The organism is Actinomadura sp. 7K507 (assembly GCF_004348425.1).
Lineage (GTDB): Bacteria > Actinomycetota > Actinomycetes > Streptosporangiales > Streptosporangiaceae > Spirillospora.
In genome coordinates this window covers 1-25,077 of record NZ_SMKK01000139.1, presented here as the reverse complement: position 1 = coordinate 25,077, position 25,077 = coordinate 1, and the positions used below count along the sequence as shown (strand labels likewise).

Genomic DNA, 25,077 nt, shown 5'->3' with positions numbered 1-25,077 from the left:
CCCGGTTGAAGTGGTGACTGAACATGATCGCCTCCACCTCGATGCCGTTCATCGCGATGATGCGGCACTTGGTGTAGGGATCGGAGGTGTCGGGATCGACGGGCGCGACGTCCAGCTGGCTCCAGTTACGCAGCTGGTCGTCCAGCGGGATACCGCGGTGTTCGAGCGGATTGAACGCCACCAGGCTCACCCTTCCTGTGAGAGCGGATCGGCATGACGCCCGGGTGCGCCTACCCGGCACCACCCGCTCCGCACCTCCACAGCCGAACGACTTCAAAGTTTTTGTCGCCTCCGTCCAACGGCTGAGGCCCCGCCTGCAAACCGGCCTCCCAGGACTCGTCGGCTAACCCCTGGGGCACGGTGACCCTTCTGGTTCGAAGGCGGCGTGGGGCCGGGCGGCTTGGTTTGAAAGCCGGTCTACGGGAACCGGTGTTCGGTGCGATTCCCGGGGCTGCGAAGCCGTCTGAAACCTGTTGCCGGAGGCCGATACTGGGAAGAGCGCCTCAAGCTGACGCTGAAGGCCGTCGTAGCGGCCTCCGTCGCATGGCTGGTGGCCAGATACCTTGTCGGCCACCCCCAGCCTTATTTCGCTCCACTGGCGGCGCTGCTCGGCGTGTATCCGACGGTGGCGTGGTCCCTCACAGAAAGCCTCGCCTACGGTGCCGGGTTCGCCGTCGGTGCGGGCATCGCGATACCCGTCGGATTGTTGATCGGACCGAACACGTTCGGGATCGCCGTCGTCCTCTTCGTCGGGATGATGATCGCGGGCTGGCGCAGGCTCGGCGACCAGTCGCCGCAGGTCGCGTTCACCGCGCTGTTCGCGCTGCTGTTCGGGGGCCACCAGGTCGTCGATTATGTCTGGCCTCGTCTCGGCGATGTCGGGATCGGGCTGGCCGTCGGACTGGCAGTGAACGTCTTGATCTTCCCCCCGCTGTACGTTCGGCGAGGCGAGTACGCCGTCGCGGAAGTGCGCGGCACCCTAAGCGACGCCATGGAGACGCTCGCCGAATACGTCGTCGAGCCCGACGAGTGGGGACCGGTCTGGGATGAGCGCCAGTCGTGGCTGGTCACCGTCCAATAGCAGGCACGGTATTCGGTCGAGCGAGGTAAGACGAGCCTGCGGGCCAATCCGCGCGCGATGTGGTGGGGCTACCGGCTTCGCTGGCGCGAAGACTCGGATCAATGGTCCGCTCCCAGCCAGCTGAACAAGCTCGAGAATGCGATGTCGTACACACGCTCGATCGCCGGGACCTTGCGTCTGGCTGCGGACGCGGACGAGGAACGCCTGCAGATCGACGTAGAGTTTCGGCGTGGCTACGCTGCCCTCCTCCGGAGAATCGCCGATCTTACGCGGATGCTGCCCGAGCCGCCGGCCGAGGAGATCTTCGCCGAGGCCGAGCGGGCACAGGACGAGGTGGCGGGACCCCATCTCGGCCCGGGGGCTGATGTGTCCGGCCTCTGGGATCCGTACAAGGAACTCTTGCGGCTCAGCCGCCAGCTGCTGGACCTGTTCCCCACCCACCGGCCCTGAGCCCGTTTGTTCCCGGTGCAGCCCGGCCATGCCCGCCGTCATCCGCACCGTGTGCCTCGAACGCGCATCACCTGACACTTCGTCTACCGGCGACTTTGCTCGCTTCGTTGTTTAGGCCCTCGGTTCTCGGCAATGTCGAATCACCTATAGGGGATTTCCTTCCCGTTGAACCGCAAGGCCGGTGTCTACGAAGAGGACACCGCCGCACCCCCTGACGCTGCGCCGAAAGGTGCTTATATGCGTGTGCTCGGAATCAATGCGATCTTTCATGACCCGGCCGCCGCGCCGTAGTCGCACCGACCACGACCGAGGCGGTGCCGCCGGAGGCCGGGGTGCTGTCCACGCGCGTCGCCACACTGGCGGACGCCGCGCGGACCCTGGCCGCCGACCCGCCGCGTGCCCGCCAGATGGGCAAGGAGGCGCGGGCCCACGCCGCCGAGCGGTACGGCCTGACCCGGTTCCTTCGCGACTGGCGGCGAACTCTCCAGGAGGTAACGCGATGAGGATAGCCATGATCTCCGAGCACGCCAGCCCGCTGGCCGCCAGGGGCGGCCCCGCGGCCAAAGGGCTGGGCGGGGCGGACGGCGGCGGGCAGAACGTGTTCGTCGCGGAACTGGCCACCGAGCTCGGCAGGCAGGGGCACTACGTCACCGTCTACACGCGGCGGGACGCGCCCGTCCCGTCCGGCCGGGTGCGGTTCGCCCCCGGCGTGAGCGTCGAGCACGTCCCGGCGGGCCCGCCCGAGCAGATCGCCAAGGACGACCTGCTGCCGTGGATGCACGACTTCGGGCGCTACCTGGAACAGCGCTGGGCCGCCGACCCGCCCGACGTCGCGCACGCCCACTTCTGGATGAGCGGCCTCGCGGCGATCCAGGCCGCGCAGCCGGCGGGGCCGCGTCGGGTGCCGGTGGTGCAGACCTACCACGCGCTCGGCACCGTCAAGCGCCGCCACCAGGGCGACAAGGACACCAGCCCCGCCTCCCGCGTCCGGCTGGAACGCGCGATCGGGCGGGCCGCCGACACGGTGATCGCGACCTGCTCGGACGAGATCGCCGAGCTGAGCGCGATGGGCGTACCGCCCGACCACGTCCGGGTGGTGCCGTGCGGCGTCGACCTGAGCCTGTTCGCACCCGGCGGCGGCCCCGCAGGCCAACCCGCCGGCCCGCGCGCGGGCCGGCACCGGTTCGTGGTCCTGTCGCGGCTCGTCGAGCGCAAGGGCGTCGACACCGCCATCCGGGCCCTGGCCCACCTCCCGGACGCCGAACTGGCCGTCGCGGGCGGGCCGCCGCGCGGCGACCTGGACGGCGAGCCCGAGGTGCGCAGGCTCCGCAGGGTGGCGCGGGACGCGGGCGTGGCCGGCCGTGTGGAGTTCCTCGGGCGGCTCGGCCGCGACGAGGTCCCCGCCCTGCTGCGGTCGGCGAGCCTGGTGCTCACCCTCCCCTGGTACGAGCCGTTCGGCATGGTGCCGCTGGAGGCGATGGCCTGCGGCGTGCCCGTGGTGGCCAGCGCCGTCGGCGGCCACCTCGACACGGTCGTGGACGGCGTCACCGGGACGCTCGTCCCCCCGCGCGACCCGGAGGCCGCCGCCGGGGCGGTCCGGGCGCTGCTGGACGACCCGGCCGGGCGCGCCGCGATGGGCGCGGCGGGCGGCGACCGGGCGCGCGGCCGGTACTCGTGGGCCCGCGTCGCGGAAGGCACCGCCGAGGTCTACCGGCACGCCGCCGCGCTGAGCGAGGTGGCGGCATGACGGCCCCGGCCGCGCACACCGGCACCGCGCACACCGGCACCGCGCAGACCAGGACCGCGACCGCCCAGGACCGGCGGCTGGAGGCCCTCGCCGAGGCCGCGCTGCGGTTCCGCGAGCACGTCCCCGCGATCGAGGAGTGGGGCCGCCACCTCGCCGACGTGCTGCGCGGCGGCGGGCGGCTGCTGGCGTGCGGGAACGGCGGCAGCGCCGCCGAGGCGCAGCACCTGACCGCCGAGCTCGTCGGCCGGTTCGAGGACGAGCGGCGCCCGCTGTCGGCGATCCCGCTGCACGCCGACACCTCGGCGGTGACCGCGATCGGCAACGACTACGGCCCGGTCAACGTGTTCGCCCGGCAGGTCCAGGCGCACGGGCGGCCCGGCGACGTGCTGGTGTGCCTGTCGACCAGCGGCCGCAGCCCCAACGTGATCGCCGCGGCGCACCGCGCCCGGCAGCTCGGCATCACCGCGTGGGCCGTCACCGGCCCGGGGCCCAACGCCCTCGCCGGCGCGTGCGACGACGCGATCACCGTGCGGGCCTCCGCCACCGCGACCGTCCAGGAGATCCACCTCGCCGCGGTCCACCTGCTGTGCGGCGTGGTCGACGAGGCCCTGGGGGTGAGACCATGACCGGCCCGCTGGTGGTCGCCGGCGACGTCTGTCCCTGCCTTACGAGCGCTGCGGCGAAGCATGCCCGAAGTGCGGATCACGCTCGCTGCACCGGTCCCTCCTCAGCCCACTCGCCCTCGATATCCACACGGTCGACGACGTCCTGCCCACGGTCGGCCTGTGCGGCCCGCTTCCGCTCGGCGGGCACTTGGACACCGCGATCAACCTGCTTAAAAAGGATCCGCGGAGCTGCCGGCTCCTCGCGAACCTGGCACCACATCGGCTGATCGCCTCGTTGCGACGTACGGGTCCGGCATCAACCTGCCCGTCCCACCTCGGCCTCGCCAGACCGGGGGGCCGTCATGGTCTCAACGGGGCACGGCATCCCCGGCGCGCGCCGCTGGCCCACCGAACGGTTCACGGCCGTCGCGGCGGCCTACCGGACGGCGGCGAGCGCGTCGTCGGCGAAGAGCCCGGCAGCAGGCCCGCGAGCCGTTCAGTGGGGCGTTCGACAGTCGCGGTCGGGCCGTCGACTTCGCCTGTCTCCGACTCGCTGCTATCGAGGGCGGGTCGGGTGCTTCGGACTGGCCTCATCGTTCACGCTGAGGCATGCGGGCGGGCCCAAGGCCGGTCCACCGGATGCCGATGGCGCGGGTTGGGCCGCCGTGCGCGAACGGCATCCCGCTGTTCAAGGTCTCGGGGAAGGCTCAGGTCGTCCGGTCAGCGCGGCATGCTCCCGATCATGCGGCACGCTGGCGGAGCTACCTCGTCCCCCGGATCGCGCCGCCGGTTTATGAGCTCATTCCGGCGCCCGCTTCATCGATGGCCTCGTCCAGCCGGGAGGCGAGTTCGACGTCCAGTGCGGTGACGGCGTCCACAGAGGCGGTGCGGACGGCAAGTTGGACACCGTCAGCGCCGCGGCGTACTTCGGGCCCGCGGCCCATTTCCTCGCGGAGCAGGTCGATTCTGCGCAGCACCCGGTCGAGGTCGCCAGGTGGGAGTACGAGGGTCCGCCGTAGTTCGCTGGTATCGCCTGACCAGTCCGGGAGGGCACCCAGTGCCGTGTCCACCTCCTCGGGGGTGAGCGGGGCCTCCTGTCCGGCGGGGCCGGTGACACCGCCGCCCACCCCGGGAGGAGCGAACATCTCGCGGAGCCGGTTGGGCACGTCCAGCTCCGCGATCAGGTCGGGTTCCTGCTCGGCCAGCGCGGCGAGGACCGCCCGCGCCCGTAGCCGCGCCTCGTCGGGCGGCCGATGCGCCAGCAGCGAGACGGCGCGGACGAAATCCGCCTCATCACCCTTGCGCACCTGCTCCTCGACGGGAAGGCGTCCCTTCAGCTGACCTGGCATCGCGTCCATGAAGCGGTCCCGGTCGGGTTCATCGAGCGTGCGGGCCAGCACGGTCACGGTCGCCTCCGCCGCCGCTCGCGCAACCCCCGAGTCCAGCCCGGTCTTCTCCGAGACCGACGCCAGAAGATCCTGATACTTGACGGCCATAATCCGGTCCCCCAACTCGGTCGGCCTGGTCAGGTCCCTCAGCGATACCCGACACCCCTGCTCCTACGCCCCAGCTCGCACTCGGCGGCTTCGACCTGAAAGCCGTTCGAAGGCTTGCGCCAGGAGATCCGGACCCAGGCATGTGCGCCGGGGGCACTGGCGCCGCCTCCGAAAGAGAGACCACTTTCAGGTCCGCTTCACCCGCGGGGCCGCAAGAACTCGAAGCTTTGCCTGGTCAGTCGCTGCCGCGGCCGGACAAGCGGTCGCGGACCCGGTCGACGAGTCCGGCACCGGGGGCCAGCAGCTTGTTCAGCGGCGGCGTGTTCGGCGCCGAGGGGTGCGGGCGGGTCGGCGCCACACGCTTGGCGGACTGGACCTTGTCGCCCAGTTCCAGCAGCTGGTCGGCATCGGCGTGCTCGGCGAGCTTGGGGAACAGGTTGCCTTCCTCGTCCTCGACGTGGGCGGATACGTCCTCGATGAGCCGATTGACCAGCGTATTGAAGCTTTCGTGTGCGGCGTCGGCCTTTTCGAGCTCCTTGAGGATCCGCTCCACTTCGGCGTGGTCGGAGATCTCCCTGTCGGCGATCTGATCGCCGTCCGGCACGACTTTGCGAACCGCGGGATACAGGTAGGCTTCCTCGGCGATCGAGTGCCGGACCAGTTCGATGGTGACGTCATCGGTGATGCGGCGCCGCTCGTCCGCGTCCGTCGCGGCCGCCAGTTCGTCGAACATCTCCTCGACTTCGCGGTGATCGTGCGTGAGAACCTCGATCACATCGCGCTTCTCGTCTCCCATGAGACCTCTCCCTCTGGTGTTTGCGCTCGGGCCGGGAGAACACCGCGTGCTGTCCCGTAACCCGGCGGGCGGGCAATGACCTGCGGTGACCCGCCGACACGACGCCTGCTACCCGAGCGAGCGACCCCCACTCGCCTCCTGTGGATACGGATTCGTCGGCGATCCAGGGGTACCGACGAAAGGACGCACGCACTACTGAGGGGGGATCATGGCGGACAACCCGTCGTTCATCGAGGTGCAGAAGTCCTTGGCCGGGATTGGCTACCCGGCGTCCAAGGACGACCTCGTCAAGTACGCGCAGCAGCACGGCGCCGAAGAGGGCATCGTGCAAGCGCTTCAGGCGATGCCCGACCGGGAATACGACGGGCCCAGCGGCGTCAGCAAGGAGATCACCAAAACCTCCTGACGCCCAACGGATCCAAGCAGCAGGGGCCGGCAGGCTCGACCGGCCCCGGCACGGTCGGCCGGACGGGCCCGTTACGGCGAGGAAGCCGCGGGTAGAGGCACCGGCATGGCTGATATCGGAGACAGCTTCAAGCCCGGAGAACGCGCACCGGAAAGCGGCTTCTACCAATGCGACTGCGCCAACTCCCACCGCTGGAGCACTGACGTGGCGGGCCACCCACTTCCCCCGCTTCCACAAGGATGCAGCGGAAGCCAATGGACCCTGAAGGAACGCCGCCCCGTCGCATGACCATCACCGGCGGGCGACCACGTCCGCGAGGAGCCGAGAAGCCGCCGTGAACGCCGAGGGGGCCGACTCAGCCGCGAAGGAGATTGACCAGCGGGATGCCGCCAGGTCGTCGGCCTCAAGAATGAGGGCCTCGCCAGCGCACTAAGTGAGTGGCGGCCGTGGCCGGTCAGGTGGATGCGCGCCGAATCCACAGCCAGCCCGCACCCCGGACGGTCACCGTCAGGACGGGGCAACGCCTATGCCGTATCCGCTGATGGACCAAGTTCGTATCCGTCGAATGGCCTTCAGCAGATGATCGAGGCCTCGTCTTAGTCCGACACCGCCGTGCCGACGAGCGAGGCGCCGGCGCTGGGAGAAGCCGACCGGACCCCGTGAGCCGCTCTCCCGCAAGGGTATGCGGCTTCCCGACTCCGACCACCGGCTCAAGGCGGGCCCGCGGGCGTGACGATACTGCGCTTGCCCACCCGACTCCCCGCCGTCCCGAACAGGCCGTCTCTTGCAAACCGGTGACTGCTTCTTGAGCTTCGTCGGTCCGGTACGCCGGGCACCGTATGCGGCCGGAACCACTACGGGACGGGCTCACACGTCCCGCAGGCCAGTCCTCTTCTCAGCTCTCAACCAGGGCCTCGATCGTTAGATGCGCCGAATGTGGGGCATACGGTTCGTTTCGGACCCGAAGAAGGACGACATGAACGCCGAGGCTCAGAGCTTCGGCCGGGCGCCTCGGCGCGCCGTCCGGCGAGCCGGGGACGAAAACCCGGGAACGAGGCCCCAGATGCACAAGACCGACCCGGACGCGGACCGGGCCAGGAGGCGGTTCGAGCGGGACGCGTTGCCCTACCTCGACCAGCTGTACGCTGCGGCATTGCGGATGACACGCAACTCCGCGGACGCCGAGGACCTCGTCCAAGGGGCCTATGCCAAGGCCTACGCCTCGTTCCATCAGTTCAAGGAAGGAACCAACCTGCGGGCCTGGCTCTACCGCATCCTGACCAACACCTTCATCAACGAGTACCGCAAGAAGCAGCGGCGGCCCGCCGAGTCGACGGGCGAGACGATCGAGGACTGGCAGCAGGCGGAAGCGGCCTCGCACAGTCCCGGCGGACTCAAGTCGGCCGAGACCACCGCGCTCGAACACCTCCCCGACTCGGAGGTGAAACAAGCCCTCGGCGACCTGCCGGAGGAGTTCCGTATGCCCGTTTACCTCGCTGACGTGGAGGGATTCTCCTACAAGGAGATCGCGAACATCATCGCGGTCCCCATCGGGACGGTCATGTCCCGGCTGCACCGGGGCCGCCGCCGGCTGCGCGCGCAATTGGAGGACTACGCCCGCCAACACGGCTTCGCCGCCTCCGCCTGACCCCTGTCTGTAGACCGCTGAGATGATCTTCTCCGACCAGACCGCCGGACAGAGCAGGATGGTCAGTGGGGCAGGGCTGTGGCCCGGTGCCACACTCGCGGGGCACATCGGCCCACCGCTCTCGGGCGACAGCGGCCGGGCGTGCGGCGGCGTGTCGGGCATCCAAGCCAGTTCGTAGCGGACCCGCGACACGTCCATGATCGCGATCTCCAGCGCCCGGTCGAACTCGCTTGGGAAATGGGTACCGAATGCAGGGGCCCAGGCGACGGCGAGCGCGGCCCACAAGTCGCGTGCCGGCGCCGGAGGGTGCGTGCGCCGGGGATAAAGGTTACCCAGGTTCCGCCGCCCAGCCGCCAGCCGCCATATCGGGACACCCCGCGGAGGCGTTCAGGCACGCCGGTGGCTGGCCAATCCGGAGCAGACCACCGTCGGATACGCCCGTTGACGTCTGGCTGGCGACTCAGCCTCTGCGACTTCCTTGGTTTAGCGGTGAGATATATGGCACCTCCGTTGGGTAGGGGGCCACTCCGTCAACGGGGAGGGCGACATGTCTGAGCACGACCCAAAGGATGGCCATGAAGGCGTCGAACGTGGCGCGAGCGAGGAGAGCAGCGGCGCTCCGCTGACGCCTACGGAAGAGGAGACCTCACACCGTCCGGCCTCGGACCCGCCGCAGCCAGGCACGGACGAGGAGAATCCGACTGATTCCTTGCCGGGGGGACGCGGCGGCAACCGGCCGGAAGAGGCGAATCCGGACGACTTCGAATAGTCGGGGCGGCAGCCGGCGGGGAAGGTAAGCCTCGGGCGAGCGGGCGCCGGGCATGGGGCCGTCGCCATGGGGTAGCCGCATGACCACGGGCGTGATCGGTACGGTCCGGAGGGGAGCCGTGCATGTTGGTCCTGGGCATCAAGCCTGGTCACGACGGGTCGCTGGCGGTTGTCGACGAGCGTCGGCTCGTGCTGTCGCTGGAGGCGGAGAAGGGCTCCTGGCAACGCCACGGCGCCTTGACTCCCATGACGTTCCTGGACGCCGCCGAGCACACCGGCCGCCTGCCGGATGTCGTCGCGCTCGGCGGATGGCGGACAGCGGGCGGCTCGGGGCACAAGGAGATCGGGGCCGGGTATCACGGCGTGGAAGCTCCGAGGCTGCGGCGCACGTCGTTCTTCGGGCACGAGACGACGGCGTTCACCTCCTCGCACGTCCGCTCGCACATCATGGCGGCTGTCGGGCTCGCGCCCGACGAGGCGCACCCCCGGCAGGCCGTCCTGGTGTGGGAGGGCGTCACCGGCGGTTTCTACTTGCTGGACGAGCGGTTCGACGTCGTGCGCAGCGTGCCGGTGCTCGCGCAGCCGGGCGCACGGTACGCGTTCCTGTTCGCCATCGCCGACCCCACGTTCCCCGACACCGGCGCTGTCCCGGACCTCGACTCCAGCGGCAGGCTGATGGCGCTCGCCGCCTACGGGGACGCCGATGCGGCCGACGACGACATTCCGCCGGGCGGTCGAGCAGATCCTCAAGGTCGACACCATCTACCCCGCGCCCAAGGACCAGTTCCGCGGCACGCCCTTCCATAACGCGGGGGTGCGGTCGGACGCGGCCGTGACGGCCGCCGCGCTGCTGTCCCGCCGGCTGTTCGAGACATTCGCCGACGCGGCCGAACAGCACCTGCCATCCGGGATCCCGCTGCGCATCGCGGGCGGCTGCGGCCTCAACTGCGAATGGAACGCCGCCTGGCGCGACTTCGGGCAGTTCTCCTCGGTGTTCGTTCCGCCCTGCCCGAACGACTCCGGCTCGGCGGTCGGCACCGCACTGGACGCACTGCACAGCCTGACCGGATCACCGCACGTCGACTGGAACGTCTACAGCGGCTTGAGCTTCCACCACGACACCGAACCGGACCCGAACATCTGGACGCGGCATCGCTTGGAGCCGTACGCGCTCGCGCACGCGCTCGGCTCCGGGCACATCGTCGCTTGGGTCCAAGGCCGCTGGGAGATCGGCCCGCGCGCGCTGGGGGCACGCTCGTTGCTCGCCGAACCGTTCCACGAGCGGACGCGTGACCGCCTCAACGCGATCAAGAAGCGCGAGGACTACCGTCCCATCGCACCCGTCTGCCGCATCGAGGATGCGGGAGCCGCGTTCGGCGACGACTTCCCCGACCCCTACATGCTGTACTTCCGGGCCGTCGGTCACCCGGAGCTGCGCGCAGTGACGCATGTGGACGGCTCCGCGCGCGTCCAGACGGTCTCACGCGACGCGCACCCGCCGCTGCACGAACTGCTGTCAGCCTTCGCCGAGCTGCACGGCCTCGGCGTCCTGTGCAACACCTCGCTGAACTTCAAGGGCACAGGCTTCATCAACACGATGTCCGACCTGCTGGAGTTCAGCGAGACACACGGTCTCGACGGGATGGTCGTGGGCGACACCTGGTACGAACGGCGCCGCCCCTCACCGGGTGGACCAGGCTGAGCCGCGTCAGCCGACCGACCTGGTCGCCCCTGTCGCCATCACCATGCGGTTTGCTCTCGTATCGGTGAAGCGTGCAGGCACGCCCAGCCGCCACGCACGACCATGGACTGGGGCGTCACTCCGGGACGCCCGCCCGGGCGCGGAGCGCGGCCGGGTCGAGGTCGGGCCTGCCTCCGGGACGGCCGACGGTGTCGGCGGCCGCCGCGACGGCGAGGCGGGCCGCGCGTTCCGGGCGGTCACCGCCGGCCAGGGACGCGATCAGCGCGGCGGTGAGGGCATCGCCGGCACCGGTCGTGTCGGCCACCGGGGTGTCCTCCAGCGGCAGGACCAGGTGACCGCCCCGCCAGACGAAGACGTTCCCCGACTCGATGGCCAGGGCCGCCATCGACGGGCCGCGCCGGACGATGTCCGCCCCCAGGCGCACCGCCGCGTCGGCGTCGGTGAGGCGGTCCCCGGCCAGCATCTCGGCCTCCCGGGCGTCGGCGCGGACGAGATGGGCGGCGGCCAGCACCGCGTCACGGTCGGTGCCGGACGGCGCCCCATCCAGCGCGACGCGCGCGTCCGCCGCGTGCTCCAGCGCAGCCTGCACCGCCTCCGAAGGCTGCTGCAGCTGGACGCTCACCCAGGCGGCCTCACGCAGGGGGCGTCCGGCCGCCGCGACGTCCGCGCCGGTGAGCAGGACGGGCTCCGGCAGGTCCTCCAGGTAGCGCCACCGGCCCGAACCGTCGACGACGTCCACGATCAGGCCAGTCTCCGCATCCTCGCGCCGGACGACGTGCGACATGTCGATCCCGTCGCGCCGTGCTTGACCGACCAGGCTCGCGCCGACGGCGTCGTCCCCGACGACCCCGACCAGACCGGGCCGGACGCCCAGTTGCGCGAGGGCGACCGCCTGGTTCGCGCCCTTGCCGCCGAGCATCTCCCGGCGCCGCCGGACGTCCGCCGACTCCCCCGGACCCGGGACGTCGTCAACGACCAAGACCAGGTCGCGGGCGATCTGCCCGACCACCACGACGTCGATCACCGGCCCGGTCACGTACCCGTCGGCGGTTGGGTCTCGATCGTGAGGGCGTCGTGATCGAAGTACGGGTGGCCGGCGACCTTCACCGCGTCCTCGGCGCCGTCCCGGGTCGCCTCGCCCTTGTACGGGCACAGGGTCCGCTTCTCGCTGCGGGAGAGCAGCGGGAGCGCCGCCCCAAGGATGCCGTCGGCATCGCTCACCGCGATTCCTTCCGCTCCCCCTTCGGGCCCTCACCCCGCTCACTGGCACGCCGGGGCCGGCGCTTCTCGTCCATCTGGAGCTCCTCGTTCGCGCGCTCACCGGCCTCGGAGTCGGCGGCGAACCCCTCGTTCTCCATCCGCTTGCGGGTCTTCGCGCGCTTGATGTCGTACTTGTGGCTTCCTGGGCGTGGCATGACGTCGCCCCCTTTCCCCTCGTCCTCCCCCGCCTTCCCCAGATCCGGGAATCGATGCAGCCGGACGGGCCACCAGCATCAGCCCCCGTTCCCCGATCGCCTTGATCCCCGTCACCGCGATGCCCCGATCGGCGCCTCCGATCGGCCGTCGTCAAGATCGAACTACCCGGTCACCCGACCTCAGGCGCCAAGATCTCTGGCCCTGTTGTCGAGGCGGTGCGCAATCGCATTGAGCCTGTCCTCGGAAACGGCGCCCCCGAAGAGTTCCGCCTCGATCTCGTGACGGCGGGCGATCAATACTCCGGCGTCGGGGACGGCACTTCCGACAGAAACGATGACACACTCACCGTTAGCAAAGACCAGCGCAGCTTCAGGATCCGGGGACTTCGCCAGCTCCCGAACAATCTCACGGTCAACGAGTTTCATGAGCGCCCCCTCGACGTCACCCGTCTATCGACGGGAGTCCCTTCCCTCCACACGCAGACATCCCGAACGGCCGCCTGCCCAAAATTCAAACACCGAAGGCAGCGGCGCTTCAGTGCGACCACTCCAACCGGGCCGCACGAGGCCGCCCTTTGCTCTCAACGTGATCTTGACTGCGGCCTGGATGAATACTATTGACCTGGTGGCTTAAGCCAGCGGCCGCATCGGTCACCTGGGGATTCCCGGCGGGCGGCCACCGTAGTCACGCCCAGAAATCGCCGGGACCCCAGGTAGGAAACGGTGCTGACGCGCGATTCGGACTCAGTCCTCGCGGCGCCGCTTGGAGCCAGGGACGCCGTACCCGGGCTTGGGCTCGGGCGAGCTCTCCTGCTGCTTGCCCTTGTGGATGTCCTCCAGCCGCTCGGCGTGATGGTGCGGCTCATGCTTGGGCCTGGTATGCGGCTGCTTGGACGCACCCGTGGTCGCGTGCTCGGCACTCGGCGTTGAGTCGGCGGCCCGTGCCTCGCGAGCCTTCGCCCGCCGCTGAGCGTCGTTCCCCTCCATCTTCTTGCCTGGCATGTGTGCTCACCTCCATTCGTTGGACGCGGCCCAAAACGTCCCCTACCCATGAATCCGCAGGTCTATCGGTTGTGCGCAGGCTGTTGGGATGGCGGCGCGGCGGCTGTGGACGACCTTCGATCTACGACCGGCTTGTGTGATCCAGCCCGCCGGGGGTAGGCCGCCGGACGTGTCTCAGGCCGGCCGCCTTGCACATCGGGTGCCGCCGTGTGGCTGGTCCTGGCCATCGATACACCGCGCCAGGCACCGGACTGGAGCCGGGAAGGAGGAGTGATCATGGCAGGCGACGGACGCGATGTGATCAAAATTCTCACCCACGAGCATCGTGAGGTCGAGGACATGTTCGATGAACTGTCGGCCGCGACCGACCCGGCCGAGCGGCGGCGGATCACCGATGACGTCACCATCGAGCTGGTGCGGCATTCGGGCGCCGAGGAGATGAACCTGTATCCGGCGGTACGCCGGTTCGAGCCCGGCGGCGACGAGCTGGCCGACAAGGAGATCTCCGACCACGCCGAGGTCGAGCTGATCATCAAGGAGCTCGAACAGGCCGACACCGAGCACCGGAGCTTCACCACGCTGGTGCGGCGGCTCATCGACGACGTCTCCACGCACGTCCAGGACGAGGAGGGCAACCTGTTCCCCCGGCTGGCCGACAAGGCCACCGGCGATGAGCTGCGCATGCTCGGAGAGCAGGTGCAGTCCGCCAAAGGCATCGCACCCACCCGGCCACACCCGTCAGCGCCGAACACGCCGCCGCTGAACAAGCTGCTGGCGCCCGGCGCCGGCCTGGTGGATCGCGTCCGCGATCACCTGTCCGGACGCGGACGTGGCTGACGCCGCCGTCCACGACACCGCCTTGCGCGACACCGGCCCCAACGACCTCACCGCAAGCAGCAGGATTCGGGACGACATCGTGACCGCCGCGCCCACCGACCAGGTGAACCACAGGGCGGCCGCTCCGAGGGCCGAGCGGCCCGCCAACCGGTTCGAGGATGCAGACCGACCTACCCATACGCTGCTGGAGGAACTTCACCACTTGGGGCCGGACGATCCCCGCCGAGAGCGGCTGCGCACGGAGATCATCACGCTCAACGCCACCTTCGTGCGGAGCATCGCACGCCGCTATGCCGGCCGCGGCGAACCCTTGGAAGATCTGGAGCAGGTCGCGTTCATGGGGCTGGTCCAAGCCATCAACCGGTTCGACCCGACCCGGGGCATCCGTTTCTGGGGGTATGCCTACCCGGTCGTGCTGGGTGAGGTCCGCCGCCACTTCCGGGACAGAACCTGGGGGGTGCGGGTCCCGCGCCGCATTCAGGAGTTGCGGCCGCTGCTGCAGCGCGCCATCGCCGCCCTCACCGCCGAACTCGGCCGCTCGCCTACCACCACCGAACTCGCCGACCGGATCGGCATCGACCAGGATGAGACCGTCGAGGCGCTGCTGGCCGCCGAAGGCTACCGGCCGCTGTCGCTGGACGCACCGGCCGGCGGACCCGCCGACACCGACCCCGGCACGGTCGGTGAGCACATGGGCACCGACGACCCGGACCTGGAAAGCGTCGTCGACGAGCACGCACTGCGCCCCCTGTTGGCCCGGCTGCCTGAACGCGAACGCACCATCGTGCTGCTGCGGTTCTACGGCAACCAGACTCAGACGCAGATCGCCGCCCAGCTGGGCATCTCCCAGATGCACGTCTCCCGGCTCTTGGCCGCCACCCTGCAACAACTCCGCCACGGCCTGCTGGCCGGACCGTGACCTGCTGAGCCGCCGGTCCGGGAGTTAGGACAAGGGACCGGACCGGCGGCCGGGCGCCCGGGGCAGACACAGGCAGCACAACCCGGGCTTGTCGTGCGATACCCCCGATCAACCTGTTGACTCCCTGAATAATGTGGTGCGTCCCGTGATCAGGTTTACGGTGCGGGCATGGGTGATCTTCCTATTCCGTCGCCGAAGATGGTGCACGCGGCGCGCGCCCATCTGACCCGCCGCTTCGGGAAGGGAGTCGATGCCCTGTTGTGGCAGGAACACGATCACCCACTGCCGGACGTGGACGCCGTCGCCAAGACGATCGCCGCGATCCGCGCCGCACACGCCGACGGGCAGCAACCACCAGACCCCACCGACCTGGGCGCGGCCCTGCTGGTACTGCAGGCCGCGCGGCTGGACATGGACCGGCTGGAGGCCGACCTGCTCGCCGCCGTGCACGACGCCGGCTTGAATTGGGCGCAGATCGCCGCGGTGCTGGAGCTGCCCGACGCCACGGCAGCCCAGGAACGCTTCGAGAAGCTGCGGCCCCGACTGGATGCGCCGGTCGACCAGGTCAAGACACCCAAACCCGGAGCCGATTCCCCGGCGCCCAGCCGTCCGCAGGACGATACCCCCGACTGATCAGCGATCAGTCGGGGAAACCACGTCCGGTGCTGGGCCAGCCCGACGTTGCTCCGCTCCCCGCGAGGGAGACGGCGGCACTTCGGGCTGAGGCGAACGGGCGGGTTGGACGGGCCGCGGTCTTGTGGTTCTGGTAAACCGCGAACGGGCGGCGCTGCTGGTGGCGCTGCCGGTTGCCGGGTGCTTACGGCTGGTCTTGGTCGCCGAGTCAGGCCGGATCAGGCTCCGGCCCGGCGTCGGAATCAGTAGGTAATGTTGAGCAGAGGCGCAGATGGCGGTCCAGTCCGACCCTGTTCAGCAACTCGGCCAGCCGGGCACGCGGACGCAGCAGCACCAGTTCCCCACCGTCGGCGGCGGCGCGTTTCCACAGCCGGACGAAGGCGTTGATCCCGAGGAGTCGCAAAAGTCCACCTGCGACACCTCCAGCGCGATATGCGGCGATGTGTCCTGCGCGATCAGCAGGCCGACCTGGTCGAGCGACGCCGGAGCGGTGGCCACATCCAGATCCCCGCGCAACTCGCCCGTCAGCCACGGACCAACCGAGGCGACCCGCACGCTCAACCTCGGCACGAACGAGGAACCGTCCGGAAACGCGGCCATCTCACCCACTCCTCACCATGCCCGGCCAGATTACTCATGTATTCTCGCAAACCGCACCCTCGACCCGCCCGGAAGTGACGATCAAGCCGTGATCGCTCGGTCGCCGGCAGGCGCACTTGGCAGCCGCGACGAAACCCGCCCACGGCACAATGCAAGGGCGTTTTTCATTTTTGGAATTACCGGATTCTGTGGGATTGTGGCGCGGCAGGGGCTTGTATCGCAGCGCGCGGCAGTCTGCTGCGAGGTCATTCCGGTGGCTACTGCGCCGCCTACGATGAAAACATGGCTGGTTGGCCGCAGCTCGCACTTGCTGACCTCGCCTGCGGCGACGTCGTTCACCTGCCCGGTCACCACCCGACGGTGGTGACCGTGACCGGGATCGGCCCGGCGGGCGAGCCGATCACCGTGCGCCGCGGCGGGGCCGACGTGGTCATCAGTCCGGTTGTGCTGCGCTGGCGGGCAGCCGCGCGGGACGGCCCGGATGGGGAGGGCAGTGCCGGCCCGCAAAGCTGTGACCAGGGCAGCGCGGGGGCGGTCTTCGGCCGGACGTGGTTGACCCTGGACACCCGCGCCATTCTGCAGGGATCGGACCGCCCGCAGCGGCGGGCCCTGTACGGATTGCCCGGCCCGGCCGAGGCCGCCGGGCAGGCTGTGGTGGCCTCCGGCCGCCGACCCGGGCCGCCGCCAATGTGAGGCGTTACCGGCCTGTGATGAGGACCGGACCGAGTTCTGGCGGTAGCGGGCTGAGGGCTGTGTTGGCTCACCCTCCGAACACCCGACGTCATCAGGAGCCTGCGCACTCTGAAGGAGTCACTGGCCGCAGAGATCGAGTACCACCTCAGGCGACTCGGCGTCAGCGGCACCGACCCGGGCCTGACGGCTCGTCCAGGGCGTCGAGGCACAGGTGCACGGGGTCGTACTCCAGCTCCCCACGGACAGTACGTCGAGGCCTGGGGCCGCGCCGTCGTCGACCTGGGGTCGACGCGCTCTGCGCCATCCCCGACCAGCCGGTGGCCAAGGACCCGTGAGTCGTCCCATCGGTGCTCCCCACCCGTCCGCGAGTCGCTGTCACCGCCGGCCGTTCGCTTGCTGTCCGCAGACTCCCACACGCGGAGTCCATCGGCCGCGGTACGCCTGGACCCCTCACGAGCCCTACTTTGACGCTGGTATCAACATCGGGAGAAGACGCCTACACCGAACGCAGCCCGCCGCCGCCAGAATCCGATCCTCCTCGTGGGCCGGTGCGACACGACTCGGCACAGCCCCCGAACGCGGCGATGTCCAGCGGGGGGTTGCACTCACCCTCCCGTTAGTCACCCGATGTGGCGGAGTATTCTCACTTAGTGATGTGCGACGTCGGTGCCCCGGACACCGGCCATGAACGGCGCGAGGCCGCCGAACTGGCCGCCATCGCCAGCGACATCCTGGCCGCGCTGACCCGTCCGCCCGCCGGGGCCAGTCCAGCCGTCCTGGCCGCTGGATGGCGGCAGGCCGCGCCCGCCTGCCGTCGGCTGGCCCAACGTGAAGTGCTGCGCGACACTCGAGACGACCCGGGGGCGGCCGACCGCCGCCGGCGACTGGCGGAGATGGCGGTCCGCCTGGCGGTCAACGCCGAATGGGCGGCGGTTGTCTGCGATGGCCACACCACCCCGATCACCTCCCTGCCCTTCGCGGCGGCCCGTGACTGGGCTCGCGCCCGTGACGCGCTGCGCCACACCACCCTGGGCATCCTGCTGCATCTCCCGATCAGCCACGGCATCACGACCTGAGCGCCTCTGCCCGCGCGGTCATGATCAGGTTGATGGTGCGGGGCCATGACCGATCTTCCTGTCTCTCTCCCCGGAGGCGGTGCAGGCCGCGCGGGCACACCTAGAACCGTTGGGTGAGGCCTACTGGGCAATGTCAGGCGTGTGACGTGGGTCTGCGATGTCAGCCATGCCCGTCCCGTTAGCTCCGGTGTTGGGGTTGTCGGGTGTCGCGCCGGGTGAGGGGAGCCGGAGGGCCAGCAGTGCGACGTCGTCGGTGGACTCGGCGGCCATGCTGTCCAGGAGTTGATCGCACAGATTTTCCAGGGGATGGCGGGCCAGGGCGGTGGCGTGCTGGCGCAGCCGGGTCAGGCCTTGGTACAGGGGTTCGCTACGGCGTTCGATGAGCCCGTCGGTGTAGAGCAGGATGGTGCTGCCTGCGGGCAGTGCGCGGGTGGTGCTGATTCGCGGGCCGGCGTCGACGCCGAGGAGGGGACCGAGGGCGTCGTCGAGGTAGGAGGTATCGCCCTCGGGTGTGATCAGGAGCGGTGGAGGGTGGCCGGCAAGTGCCCAGTGCATTTGCCAGGGGCCGCGCTGTGGGCCGCTGATGAGGGCGTATACGCAGGTGGCGGTGATTTCGTCGTACAGAGCGTTGATCGCGGCGTCCAGGCGGCGGAGGATGTGGCCGGGTGGTTCCTGGCGGTCGCAGGCGATTCCGCGCAGCATGTTCCGCAAGTGGCTCATGGTGACGGCGGCACGGAGGTCGTGGCCGGTGACGTCTCCGATGATGAGGGTGGTGTCGCCTTGGGGCAGTAGGAAGCTGTCGTACCAGTCGCCGCCGACCTCGGCGGTGGTCGCTGCGGGGGCGTAGCGGGCGGCGATCTGCAGGTCGCCGGCGTCCGGCAGGTCGGGTAGCAGGGACAGCTGCAGGCGTTCGGCGATCCGCTGGGTCTCGTGGTGCAGGCGGGCGTTGTCGAGCGCCAGCCCGATGCGGTGCGCCAGATCCTCCACTAGCGCGAGGTCTTCCTCGGCCAGCGGCGGGCGGTCTGCGGTGCGGACCACGGTCAACGCGCCCAGGACCTGCCAGCGTGTCCGCAATGGTGCAACGATCATGCTACCCACGCCGAGCTGGCTGAACAGCTTGAGGTTGTGGGCGTGGAAAGGGTCGGTGGACTGGCCGGGAGTGAGGACGTCGGCAGCCGACAACAGCATCGCCCTGGCACCGCTCAGCACCCGCGACAACGGCCCGACCGTGGACTCGGGCAGCGTCGGCAAAGGGCCGAGCAGACCCGCCAGCGTCGCCTCACGGTCCATGTGGGTGATGCAGACCCGTTCCACGGTTCCGGTCTGATTCACCAGGTCCGCCACGCACCAATCCGCCAGTTGAGGCACCAGGATCCGGCACACTCGCCGAAGCCCCTCCACCGCATCAAGTGTGCCGACCAGCGCAGTGGCCGTATCGTTCAGCAGCGTCAACCGGTCCAGCGCCCGCTGCAACGCCGCATCCACGTCATAGTCATCCATGGACTGATCCCTGCCCCGAGGATCTCTTCACACCCTCGGTTTGACACCACCAGGGACCGCCGCATTATCTGCACCTGGAAAGGGTGGGGTCGCGAAGTATCGCTTCGGCTCGAGCATTTGTTCGCGTTCGGGTAGAGCGGCCAGCCAGGGCCGCAGCGCCTCACCGTCCCCCATGTGCGGTCACATGCCGATGACCTTCGCCGGGGAAGCCGCTCGGGACATCAGCCATCGCCCGGGTAGAGGGCGGCCATGGACATTAACCATCCGCGGGCTCCCGACCGGATAGAGGTGACCTACCGGAACCTTCCGTGCGGGCGGATGCGGGCGCGAACGGTGGGGCGACCGGTGCCCGGCGTGCCGGAGGTCGTCCTGGTTCAGGGGATGGCGGTGTCGGACTACCTCGTGCCCGCGCTGGCATGCCTGGGCGAATGGACGCGTGCGCACCTGGTGGACCTCCCCGGCCTGGCAGGCAGCGGCGATCCCCCGCACGAGCTGGACGTTGCGCAGTACGGCACGTCCGTGGCGCAGTGGCTGGACGCCGCCGATCTCGGGCCGGTGATCCTGGCCGGGCACAGCAGCGGGACGCAGGTCGCCGCGCACACCGCTGTGCAACGACCGGACGCGGCGGCCGCGCTGGTACTGGCCAGCCCGACGGTCGACCCGATCGGGCGGTCGCTGGCGCGGCTGCTGCTGCGGTGGCGGCTCGACGCCCGCCACGAACCCGGCGATCTCAGCCATTCGCACCGGCCGGAATGGCTGCGCGCGGGCCCGCGCAGGCTGCTGCACATCGTCCGGGCCCATCTCGACGATCACCTTGAAGACGTCCTGGCCGAGATGCCCGTCCCGGTGCTCGTCCTACGAGGCCGGGAGGACCGGCTCCTCACCGCCGGGTGGGCGCGTGACCTGGCCCGGACGGCGCCCGACGGAAGATACGTCGAGGTACCCGGAGCGCACACCTTCGTGTGGCCCCACCCCGACGCGTGGTCGGAGCCCTTCAGGCGGCTGCTCGCATGACCACCGGGCCGCATGAAGCCCCGCGCCGGTGGTAGGGGACGGGGATGCCCTCTCCTGCACGCCAGGTCGCCGAGTTCGACTCGGCCACCGCAATGCTCCGCGTCCTGGCGCGGTGCTTGGACGACCGCGACGCGCCCCTGCTCGGGATCATGCCCGGCTACCTCCAAGCGCCGATGTCGGCTCTGCTGCGCGCCGCCATCCGGTTACCGAGCCGGGTGACCGAGAAGGCGTACGCGATGTCGGGCTGGGCTGAGGCGATGTCCCCGGACCGCACCGGTGACATCCGTTCAGAGGCCCTGGCCGAGTGGATCGTGTCGCACTACCCGCGCCGCCGGTACCCCGCCGTGTTCATCGGCTCCTCCGACGGCGCACTGGTCCACCTCGCCGCCGCTCTGAGCGTCCCATGGCTTCCACAGACCGTCCTGATCCCGGTGCGGCGCCGCGGCGGCCACCCCGACGACTCGTGCGCGGGGTTGCGGCTCTCGGAGCCGGCCGGCCACGCCCTTGTCGAAGCCAACCCCGATCTGGTCCTGCACCACATGCACGACGCCAACCAGGACAGGCTCATGATCGCCGGGATGTCCTACTTCCGCGTCAAGTGGCGCCGCCTGCCCGCCGCCTACCGCGGCTTCCTGCGCGACTGCCTTGCCCCCGGCGGGACCATCATCGTCACCGACTGCGGGCTGCGCTGGCCCACGACCCGGATCGGCGAGCGCTATGTCTTCCAGCACGGCGCCTACGGCGGCATCACCGCCGAGGAGTTCCACGAAGGCAGCCCCCGCGTCACCGAATTTCTCGCCCGCAACGGCTCACCACACCGCACCTGGCACGCCCCCGCCCCGGACGGCGACAGCCCCGAAGCCGAATGGGGCTTCGACCCGTCCCTGCTGGCCGACCTGTCGGACTTCCCGGTCCACCGGCTGCGGTTCCCCGCGCCGCAGGCCCTCAGCCCGGCCGTCGCCGACCTGTACCGCGCCTGGTACCGGCAGCGCGGCATCCCTGACACCCGCATGTTCGCGTCGTGCTTCCTTCTCCTGGAGCCGTGGTGGACGCTGCGCACCGGCTCGGTCCCGTACTGGCTGACGTTCAACACCGAACCGGCGCGCCGGAACCTGCTCGAATACCTCGACGGCACCGACCCCTACGACGAGATCCGCCTGACCCTGTTCTCCAACGGCGTACCCGCCCTGGGCCAGGCCCCGATCCCGGCCTGGCGCGAGGTCCTCACGCGAGCCCGCACCACCGGCACGTTCACCGGAGTGGACACCGCCGCCTACCCCCGGGACTTCGCCGCGTTCGCCCGCATGCACCAATCCCTCGCACGGGTGCGCCCCGTCTACCCCATGCCCGACCCGCTCGATCTCGACTTCGCCCTCGACTTCCTCAGCCGCCACCCGTAACCACCCCGCCGTCCGTCAACCCTCCGCCCACGGCCCCACCCGAGCACCGTGAACGGCCACCGGCCGTAGAGCCGGCAAGGCGACCCGGCGCCGCCGACTCCCGTATGTTCCGCTCGGCGACCAGCCCGGTCCTCTCTTCGGCACAGTGCGGGACAGCACTGCTTGCGCGCGAAGCCCGGCCTCCCCATGTGGCGGCGGTCAGCAGCGACAAGACGCGGACCAGTTCCCGCTCGTCACAGCCACAAAGAACAACCACAAAGAAACAAGCCGGGCCGCTGGCTGCGGCCGCGCCTTTTGACCCACGAAAGCCCACTGCCGGTGAACCGGGCGCCATTTCTCCGCCCGCGCGTCCGCAGGGAAAAGGCTCAGCCATTCGAAGGGAATTCGTGCCAGACCAGTTCAACCGCAATCCCCCGATACCCGAGCCCCAAAAAACGAATGCCTACAAGTGCCTGGTTTGGGCATCAGCACCGTGGAGTACCGGCCGACTCCTCACATAGGCGGAACCCGTGCCGGTGCACTTCCACGAAGCCGAAGGAGGGCACGATGAACGAGGCAACCGGGCCGCTGGCCCTGGTCACCGGTGCGTCCAGCGGGATCGGCCGCGAGCTGGCGGCGGAGTTCGCCCGGCACGGCTTCCACGTGATCATGGCGGCCGAGAACGAAGAGATCGCGACCGCCGCGCGGGACGTCGGCGAGCACGCCGAGGGCGGCACCACGCCGGTCCGGGTCGACCTGGCCCACCACGAGGGCGTCGAGGAGCTGTACACGGCGGTGGCGGCCACCGGACGGCCACTGGACGCCGCGGCGATCAACGCCGGCGTCGGCGTCGGCGGTGACTTCGCCCGCCACAACGACCTGGCCGACGAGCTCAACCTCATCGACCTCAACGTCCGGTCCTCGGTGCACCTGGCCAAGCTCATCCTGGAAGAGATGGTCCACCGAGGCCAGCGACGGCTGCTGTTCACCTCCTCGATCGCCGCCACCACGCCCGGCCCGTACCAGGCGACCTACGCGGCATCCAAGGCCTTCCTGTACTCCTTCGCCGAAGCGCTGCGCCACGAACTGAGCGACACCGGCGTGACCGTCACCGCCGCCCTACCGGGCCCCACCGACACCGCCTTCTTCGAACGGGCGGGCGTGCTGGACACCAAGCTCGGCCAGATGCCCAAGGACGATCCCGCGGACGTCGCACGCGAGAGCTACCAGGCCCTCATGGCGGGCAAGCATCACGTCATCACCGGCTCGACGAAGAACAGGGCACAGGTGGCGGCGGCCAAGGGCATGCCGGAAACGGCAAAGGCCAAGATGCACGCCAGGGTCTCCGAGCCCGGCTCAGGCAACGCCTGAGGTTCCGAAGTGCCTTGACGGAGCTGAATCCGTGAATCCCGTAACGAGCAGCACCTCCAGAAGGCGCCAAGACCTGCGATGGACGGATGCGTTCCAGGTCCCGATCTTCCCCGTCTGCGGCCGGGCTTGCCTGCCTAAGCGATTACTCGGCTCGGTGCCGGGTAGCGGCACCTGTTGCCGGGGCTGATCTTGGCTCCGCCGCCCGTGCGTCCGGAAAGGGAGAGATCATGGCCACCGCTACGGACCGCACCGGCACCAACGCCGGACCGGCCAGTCTCCAGTTGCCGGGGATCGTGCTGGGGGTCGGTCTCGGCGGCTTCGTCGACGGGATCCTGCTGCATCAGCTGCTGCAGTGGCATCACATGCTCACCAGCACTAACACCGACAACATCGGCGTGAAGTACTACAACCCCCACACCGTCTCCGGGCTGGAGATGAACACGGTATGGGACGGGCTGTTCCACGTGGTGTGCTGGCTGGCGGTGCTGACCGGCCTGGCCATCCTGTACTCACGGGTGACGCACCGGCGCCGCCGGGTCTGGACCTCCCGGGTGCTGTGGGGGTGGGTACTGGTCGGCTGGGGCCTGTTCAACCTCGTCGAAGGCATCATCGACCACCACATCCTCGGCATCCACCACGTACACGGCGGCCCCCACCAGATCTGGTGGGACATCGGCTTCCTCCTGCTGGGCGCGGTCCTGGTGGCCGTCGGATGGCTAGTACAGCGCACCGGAACCCCGTTCGACCCCGATCCCCCTGACGCCGCCGCCCGCCCACAGAGCGCGTGATGCACGATCACCCGCCACCCGGTCACCCGATGCCCGCACACAACGGCGGGGGATGGGACACCGTACTCGCGGTGACCGGCGTGGTCGCTCTCGCGGTCGCCTACCTGCTGCTGGCACACCGCGGAACCGACCGGGCGGCCCGGCCCAGGGACCGGTGGCGCACGACGATGTTTCTGACCGGATGCACCCTGCTGGCGGCGGCGCTGCTACCGCCGATCGCGCCGTTCGCACACGAGGACTTCCGCGGCCACATGATCCAGCACATGCTGCTGGGAATGTACGCACCGCTGGCCCTCGTCCTGGGCGCCCCGATCACCGTGCTACTGCGCGCACTGCCGACCCAGCGGGCCCGGAACCTGACCGGCGTGCTGCGCAGCAGGCCGATGGCAGTGCTAGCCCACCCGATAACCGCGCTGACGCTCAGCACCGGCAGCCTGGCCCTGCTGTACTTCACCCCGCTGTACGACGCCACGACCACCCGGCCGGCCCTGCACTGGCTACTGCACGCGCACTTCGTGCTCTCAGGATGCCTGTTCGCCTGGGCCATCGCCGGACCCGACCCCGCACCATCGCGCCCCAGCGTCAAAGCACGGCTGACCGTCCTCGGCGCGGCCATCGCCTTGCACGCCGCCATCGCCCAGCTGATGTACGGCGGGTTCCTCATCGACGTACACGCACCCATCGCCCAGGTCCGCGGCGCCGCGGAAATCATGTACTACGGCGGCGACATCGCCGAACTCCTGCTCGCCGCCGCCCTCGTCGCCACCTGGCACCCTGCCCGCCGCACCACTGCCAGCCGACCGCGCCCACAGCGCACCCCCGGCGCCGCTGCTCGATAACCCGCGAACGGAACATACTGACATCGCGGAACAGAAAGCTACGCAACGCTGCTGGCTGCGCCCGTCAAGCACCACGGGCCCGCCCATTCCTAGTTCTCATCTACAGGGCATTGCCGACCAGCCTGTCGTCGTTCCTCTGCCACCCCGCACGATGCCTGGGTGATCTCGGGGGTCTGTACGGTTTTCGGCTCTGTCCCGTAGTCGGTGGTGACGCTGGGTTTCGTTCATGCGAGCAGGATGCGGTGGCGGAGGAGGTCGAATCCCGCGCGTCCGTGCATCTGCCTCATGAGCCGTTTGGTGTGGGTGTTGACG

29 protein-coding genes and 1 pseudogene are annotated in these 25,077 nt (G+C 69.7%); 20 read left to right on the top strand and 10 right to left on the bottom strand.

Going from position 1 to position 25,077, the window contains the following annotated elements:
• A pseudogene (locus E1285_RS27705) lies at nt 1–181 on the bottom strand (hypothetical protein); the annotation flags it as partial.
• 255 nt (nt 182–436) lie between these two features.
• Between E1285_RS27705 and E1285_RS27700 the strand changes: the two are divergent.
• The 5 genes from E1285_RS27700 (at nt 437) to E1285_RS27685 (ending at nt 3,904) form a co-directional block, all read left to right on the top strand.
• On the top strand, nt 437–1,081 hold the full coding sequence (locus tag E1285_RS27700) for an FUSC family protein (RefSeq protein WP_132157154.1): 645 nt from the start codon (nt 437–439) through the stop codon (nt 1,079–1,081).
• A gap of 57 nt (nt 1,082–1,138) precedes the next feature.
• Entirely contained in the window at nt 1,139–1,531 is a 393-nt protein-coding gene (locus E1285_RS27695; RefSeq protein WP_132157152.1) for a hypothetical protein, read from the top strand.
• Between the two features lie 314 nt (nt 1,532–1,845).
• Complete coding sequence (locus E1285_RS45780; protein ID WP_165966788.1) at nt 1,846–2,034, top strand: glycosyltransferase family 4 protein; 189 nt, start codon at nt 1,846–1,848, stop codon at nt 2,032–2,034.
• Entirely contained in the window at nt 2,031–3,278 is a 1,248-nt protein-coding gene (locus tag E1285_RS27690; protein ID WP_132157150.1) for a glycosyltransferase, read from the top strand. The genes E1285_RS45780 and E1285_RS27690 overlap by 4 nt, the downstream gene beginning before the upstream one ends.
• The gene (locus tag E1285_RS27685) at nt 3,275–3,904 is read left to right on the top strand and encodes an SIS domain-containing protein (RefSeq protein ID WP_132157148.1); all 630 of its coding nucleotides are present in this window, start codon (nt 3,275–3,277) and stop codon (nt 3,902–3,904) included. Before E1285_RS27690 ends, E1285_RS27685 begins: the two co-directional genes overlap by 4 nt.
• A 770-nt stretch (nt 3,905–4,674) precedes the next feature.
• Here E1285_RS27685 and E1285_RS27680 read toward each other — a convergent pair.
• Together E1285_RS27680 and E1285_RS27675 are read right to left on the bottom strand one after the other, a co-directional pair.
• Nucleotides 4,675–5,379 carry a DUF2267 domain-containing protein gene (locus tag E1285_RS27680; protein WP_132157146.1) on the bottom strand — a complete coding sequence of 235 codons (705 nt, stop codon included), beginning with the start codon at nt 5,377–5,379 and terminating at the stop codon, nt 4,675–4,677.
• Nucleotides 5,380–5,614: 235 nt separating this feature from the next.
• Nucleotides 5,615–6,175 carry a hemerythrin domain-containing protein gene (locus tag E1285_RS27675; protein ID WP_132157144.1) on the bottom strand — a complete coding sequence of 187 codons (561 nt, stop codon included), beginning with the start codon at nt 6,173–6,175 and terminating at the stop codon, nt 5,615–5,617.
• Nucleotides 6,176–6,383: 208 nt separating this feature from the next.
• Here E1285_RS27675 and E1285_RS27670 point away from each other — a divergent pair, with 208 nt between their 5' ends.
• The 5 genes from E1285_RS27670 (at nt 6,384) to E1285_RS48250 (ending at nt 10,699) form a co-directional block, all read left to right on the top strand.
• Nucleotides 6,384–6,581: a DUF2795 domain-containing protein gene (locus tag E1285_RS27670; RefSeq protein WP_132157142.1), complete on the top strand. Its 198-nt coding sequence runs from the start codon at nt 6,384–6,386 to the stop codon at nt 6,579–6,581.
• Between the two features lie 1,063 nt (nt 6,582–7,644).
• Nucleotides 7,645–8,229 carry a sigma-70 family RNA polymerase sigma factor gene (locus tag E1285_RS27660; protein ID WP_165966787.1) on the top strand — a complete coding sequence of 195 codons (585 nt, stop codon included), beginning with the start codon at nt 7,645–7,647 and terminating at the stop codon, nt 8,227–8,229.
• Between the two features lie 547 nt (nt 8,230–8,776).
• Nucleotides 8,777–8,998: a hypothetical protein gene (locus E1285_RS27655; protein WP_132157136.1), complete on the top strand. Its 222-nt coding sequence runs from the start codon at nt 8,777–8,779 to the stop codon at nt 8,996–8,998.
• Between the two features lie 122 nt (nt 8,999–9,120).
• Nucleotides 9,121–9,804 carry a hypothetical protein gene (locus E1285_RS48255; protein WP_279510097.1) on the top strand — a complete coding sequence of 228 codons (684 nt, stop codon included), beginning with the start codon at nt 9,121–9,123 and terminating at the stop codon, nt 9,802–9,804.
• Complete coding sequence (locus tag E1285_RS48250; protein ID WP_279510096.1) at nt 9,701–10,699, top strand: carbamoyltransferase C-terminal domain-containing protein; 999 nt, start codon at nt 9,701–9,703, stop codon at nt 10,697–10,699. Before E1285_RS48255 ends, E1285_RS48250 begins: the two co-directional genes overlap by 104 nt.
• Before the next feature lie 115 nt (nt 10,700–10,814).
• Here the strand turns inward: E1285_RS48250 and E1285_RS27645 are convergent, their stop codons facing one another.
• The 5 genes from E1285_RS27645 to E1285_RS27625 all read right to left on the bottom strand — a co-directional run bounded on the left by E1285_RS27645 (nt 10,815) and on the right by E1285_RS27625 (nt 13,116).
• Nucleotides 10,815–11,735 carry a PfkB family carbohydrate kinase gene (locus E1285_RS27645; protein ID WP_207946859.1) on the bottom strand — a complete coding sequence of 307 codons (921 nt, stop codon included), beginning with the start codon at nt 11,733–11,735 and terminating at the stop codon, nt 10,815–10,817.
• Nucleotides 11,732–11,920 carry a hypothetical protein gene (locus E1285_RS27640; protein WP_132157134.1) on the bottom strand — a complete coding sequence of 63 codons (189 nt, stop codon included), beginning with the start codon at nt 11,918–11,920 and terminating at the stop codon, nt 11,732–11,734. Before E1285_RS27640 ends, E1285_RS27645 begins: the two co-directional genes overlap by 4 nt.
• A complete protein-coding gene (locus E1285_RS27635) occupies nt 11,917–12,114 on the bottom strand; it encodes a hypothetical protein (protein WP_132157132.1) in 198 nt (65 codons plus the stop codon). The genes E1285_RS27640 and E1285_RS27635 overlap by 4 nt, the downstream gene beginning before the upstream one ends.
• A 180-nt stretch (nt 12,115–12,294) precedes the next feature.
• Nucleotides 12,295–12,540 (bottom strand): hypothetical protein, encoded by a 246-nt coding sequence (locus E1285_RS27630; RefSeq protein ID WP_132157130.1) that lies wholly within the window; start codon nt 12,538–12,540, stop codon nt 12,295–12,297.
• 318 nt (nt 12,541–12,858) lie between these two features.
• Nucleotides 12,859–13,116, bottom strand: coding sequence for a hypothetical protein (locus tag E1285_RS27625; protein WP_132157128.1), 258 nt, complete (start codon nt 13,114–13,116; stop codon nt 12,859–12,861).
• Between the two features lie 276 nt (nt 13,117–13,392).
• Here E1285_RS27625 and E1285_RS27620 point away from each other — a divergent pair, with 276 nt between their 5' ends.
• The 3 genes from E1285_RS27620 (at nt 13,393) to E1285_RS27610 (ending at nt 15,505) form a co-directional block, all read left to right on the top strand.
• Entirely contained in the window at nt 13,393–13,953 is a 561-nt protein-coding gene (locus E1285_RS27620) for a hemerythrin domain-containing protein (RefSeq protein ID WP_132157126.1), read from the top strand.
• Entirely contained in the window at nt 13,946–14,872 is a 927-nt protein-coding gene (locus tag E1285_RS27615) for an RNA polymerase sigma factor SigF (protein ID WP_165966786.1), read from the top strand. The genes E1285_RS27620 and E1285_RS27615 overlap by 8 nt, the downstream gene beginning before the upstream one ends.
• Nucleotides 14,873–15,040: 168 nt before the next feature.
• Complete coding sequence (locus tag E1285_RS27610) at nt 15,041–15,505, top strand: hypothetical protein (RefSeq protein ID WP_132157122.1); 465 nt, start codon at nt 15,041–15,043, stop codon at nt 15,503–15,505.
• Nucleotides 15,506–15,799: 294 nt separating this feature from the next.
• On the opposite strand, the gene E1285_RS27605 is transcribed toward E1285_RS27610, so the two are convergent.
• Nucleotides 15,800–16,105, bottom strand: coding sequence for a hypothetical protein (locus E1285_RS27605; RefSeq protein ID WP_132157120.1), 306 nt, complete (start codon nt 16,103–16,105; stop codon nt 15,800–15,802).
• Nucleotides 16,106–16,387: 282 nt separating this feature from the next.
• Between E1285_RS27605 and E1285_RS27600 the strand changes: the two genes are divergently transcribed.
• Nucleotides 16,388–16,798 carry a hypothetical protein gene (locus E1285_RS27600; protein ID WP_132157118.1) on the top strand — a complete coding sequence of 137 codons (411 nt, stop codon included), beginning with the start codon at nt 16,388–16,390 and terminating at the stop codon, nt 16,796–16,798.
• 653 nt (nt 16,799–17,451) lie between these two features.
• Nucleotides 17,452–17,874 (top strand): hypothetical protein, encoded by a 423-nt coding sequence (locus E1285_RS27595; protein ID WP_132157116.1) that lies wholly within the window; start codon nt 17,452–17,454, stop codon nt 17,872–17,874.
• Nucleotides 17,875–17,994: 120 nt separating this feature from the next.
• Here the strand turns inward: E1285_RS27595 and E1285_RS27590 are convergent, their stop codons facing one another.
• Complete coding sequence (locus E1285_RS27590) at nt 17,995–19,374, bottom strand: GAF domain-containing SpoIIE family protein phosphatase (protein WP_132157114.1); 1,380 nt, start codon at nt 19,372–19,374, stop codon at nt 17,995–17,997.
• A gap of 345 nt (nt 19,375–19,719) precedes the next feature.
• Here E1285_RS27590 and E1285_RS27585 point away from each other — a divergent pair, with 345 nt between their 5' ends.
• The 5 genes from E1285_RS27585 (at nt 19,720) to E1285_RS27565 (ending at nt 24,765) form a co-directional block, all read left to right on the top strand.
• Nucleotides 19,720–20,388, top strand: a complete 669-nt coding sequence (locus E1285_RS27585; protein WP_207946858.1) for an alpha/beta hydrolase — start codon at nt 19,720–19,722, stop codon at nt 20,386–20,388.
• A gap of 44 nt (nt 20,389–20,432) precedes the next feature.
• Nucleotides 20,433–21,788 carry a hypothetical protein gene (locus E1285_RS27580; RefSeq protein WP_132157110.1) on the top strand — a complete coding sequence of 452 codons (1,356 nt, stop codon included), beginning with the start codon at nt 20,433–20,435 and terminating at the stop codon, nt 21,786–21,788.
• A gap of 546 nt (nt 21,789–22,334) precedes the next feature.
• Nucleotides 22,335–23,138: an SDR family NAD(P)-dependent oxidoreductase gene (locus E1285_RS27575; protein WP_132157108.1), complete on the top strand. Its 804-nt coding sequence runs from the start codon at nt 22,335–22,337 to the stop codon at nt 23,136–23,138.
• 227 nt (nt 23,139–23,365) lie between these two features.
• A complete protein-coding gene (locus tag E1285_RS27570; RefSeq protein WP_132157106.1) occupies nt 23,366–23,926 on the top strand; it encodes a DUF2243 domain-containing protein in 561 nt (186 codons plus the stop codon).
• Nucleotides 23,927–23,955: 29 nt separating this feature from the next.
• Entirely contained in the window at nt 23,956–24,765 is an 810-nt protein-coding gene (locus E1285_RS27565) for a cytochrome c oxidase assembly protein (protein ID WP_132157104.1), read from the top strand.
• Nucleotides 24,766–25,077 lie beyond the last annotated feature (312 nt).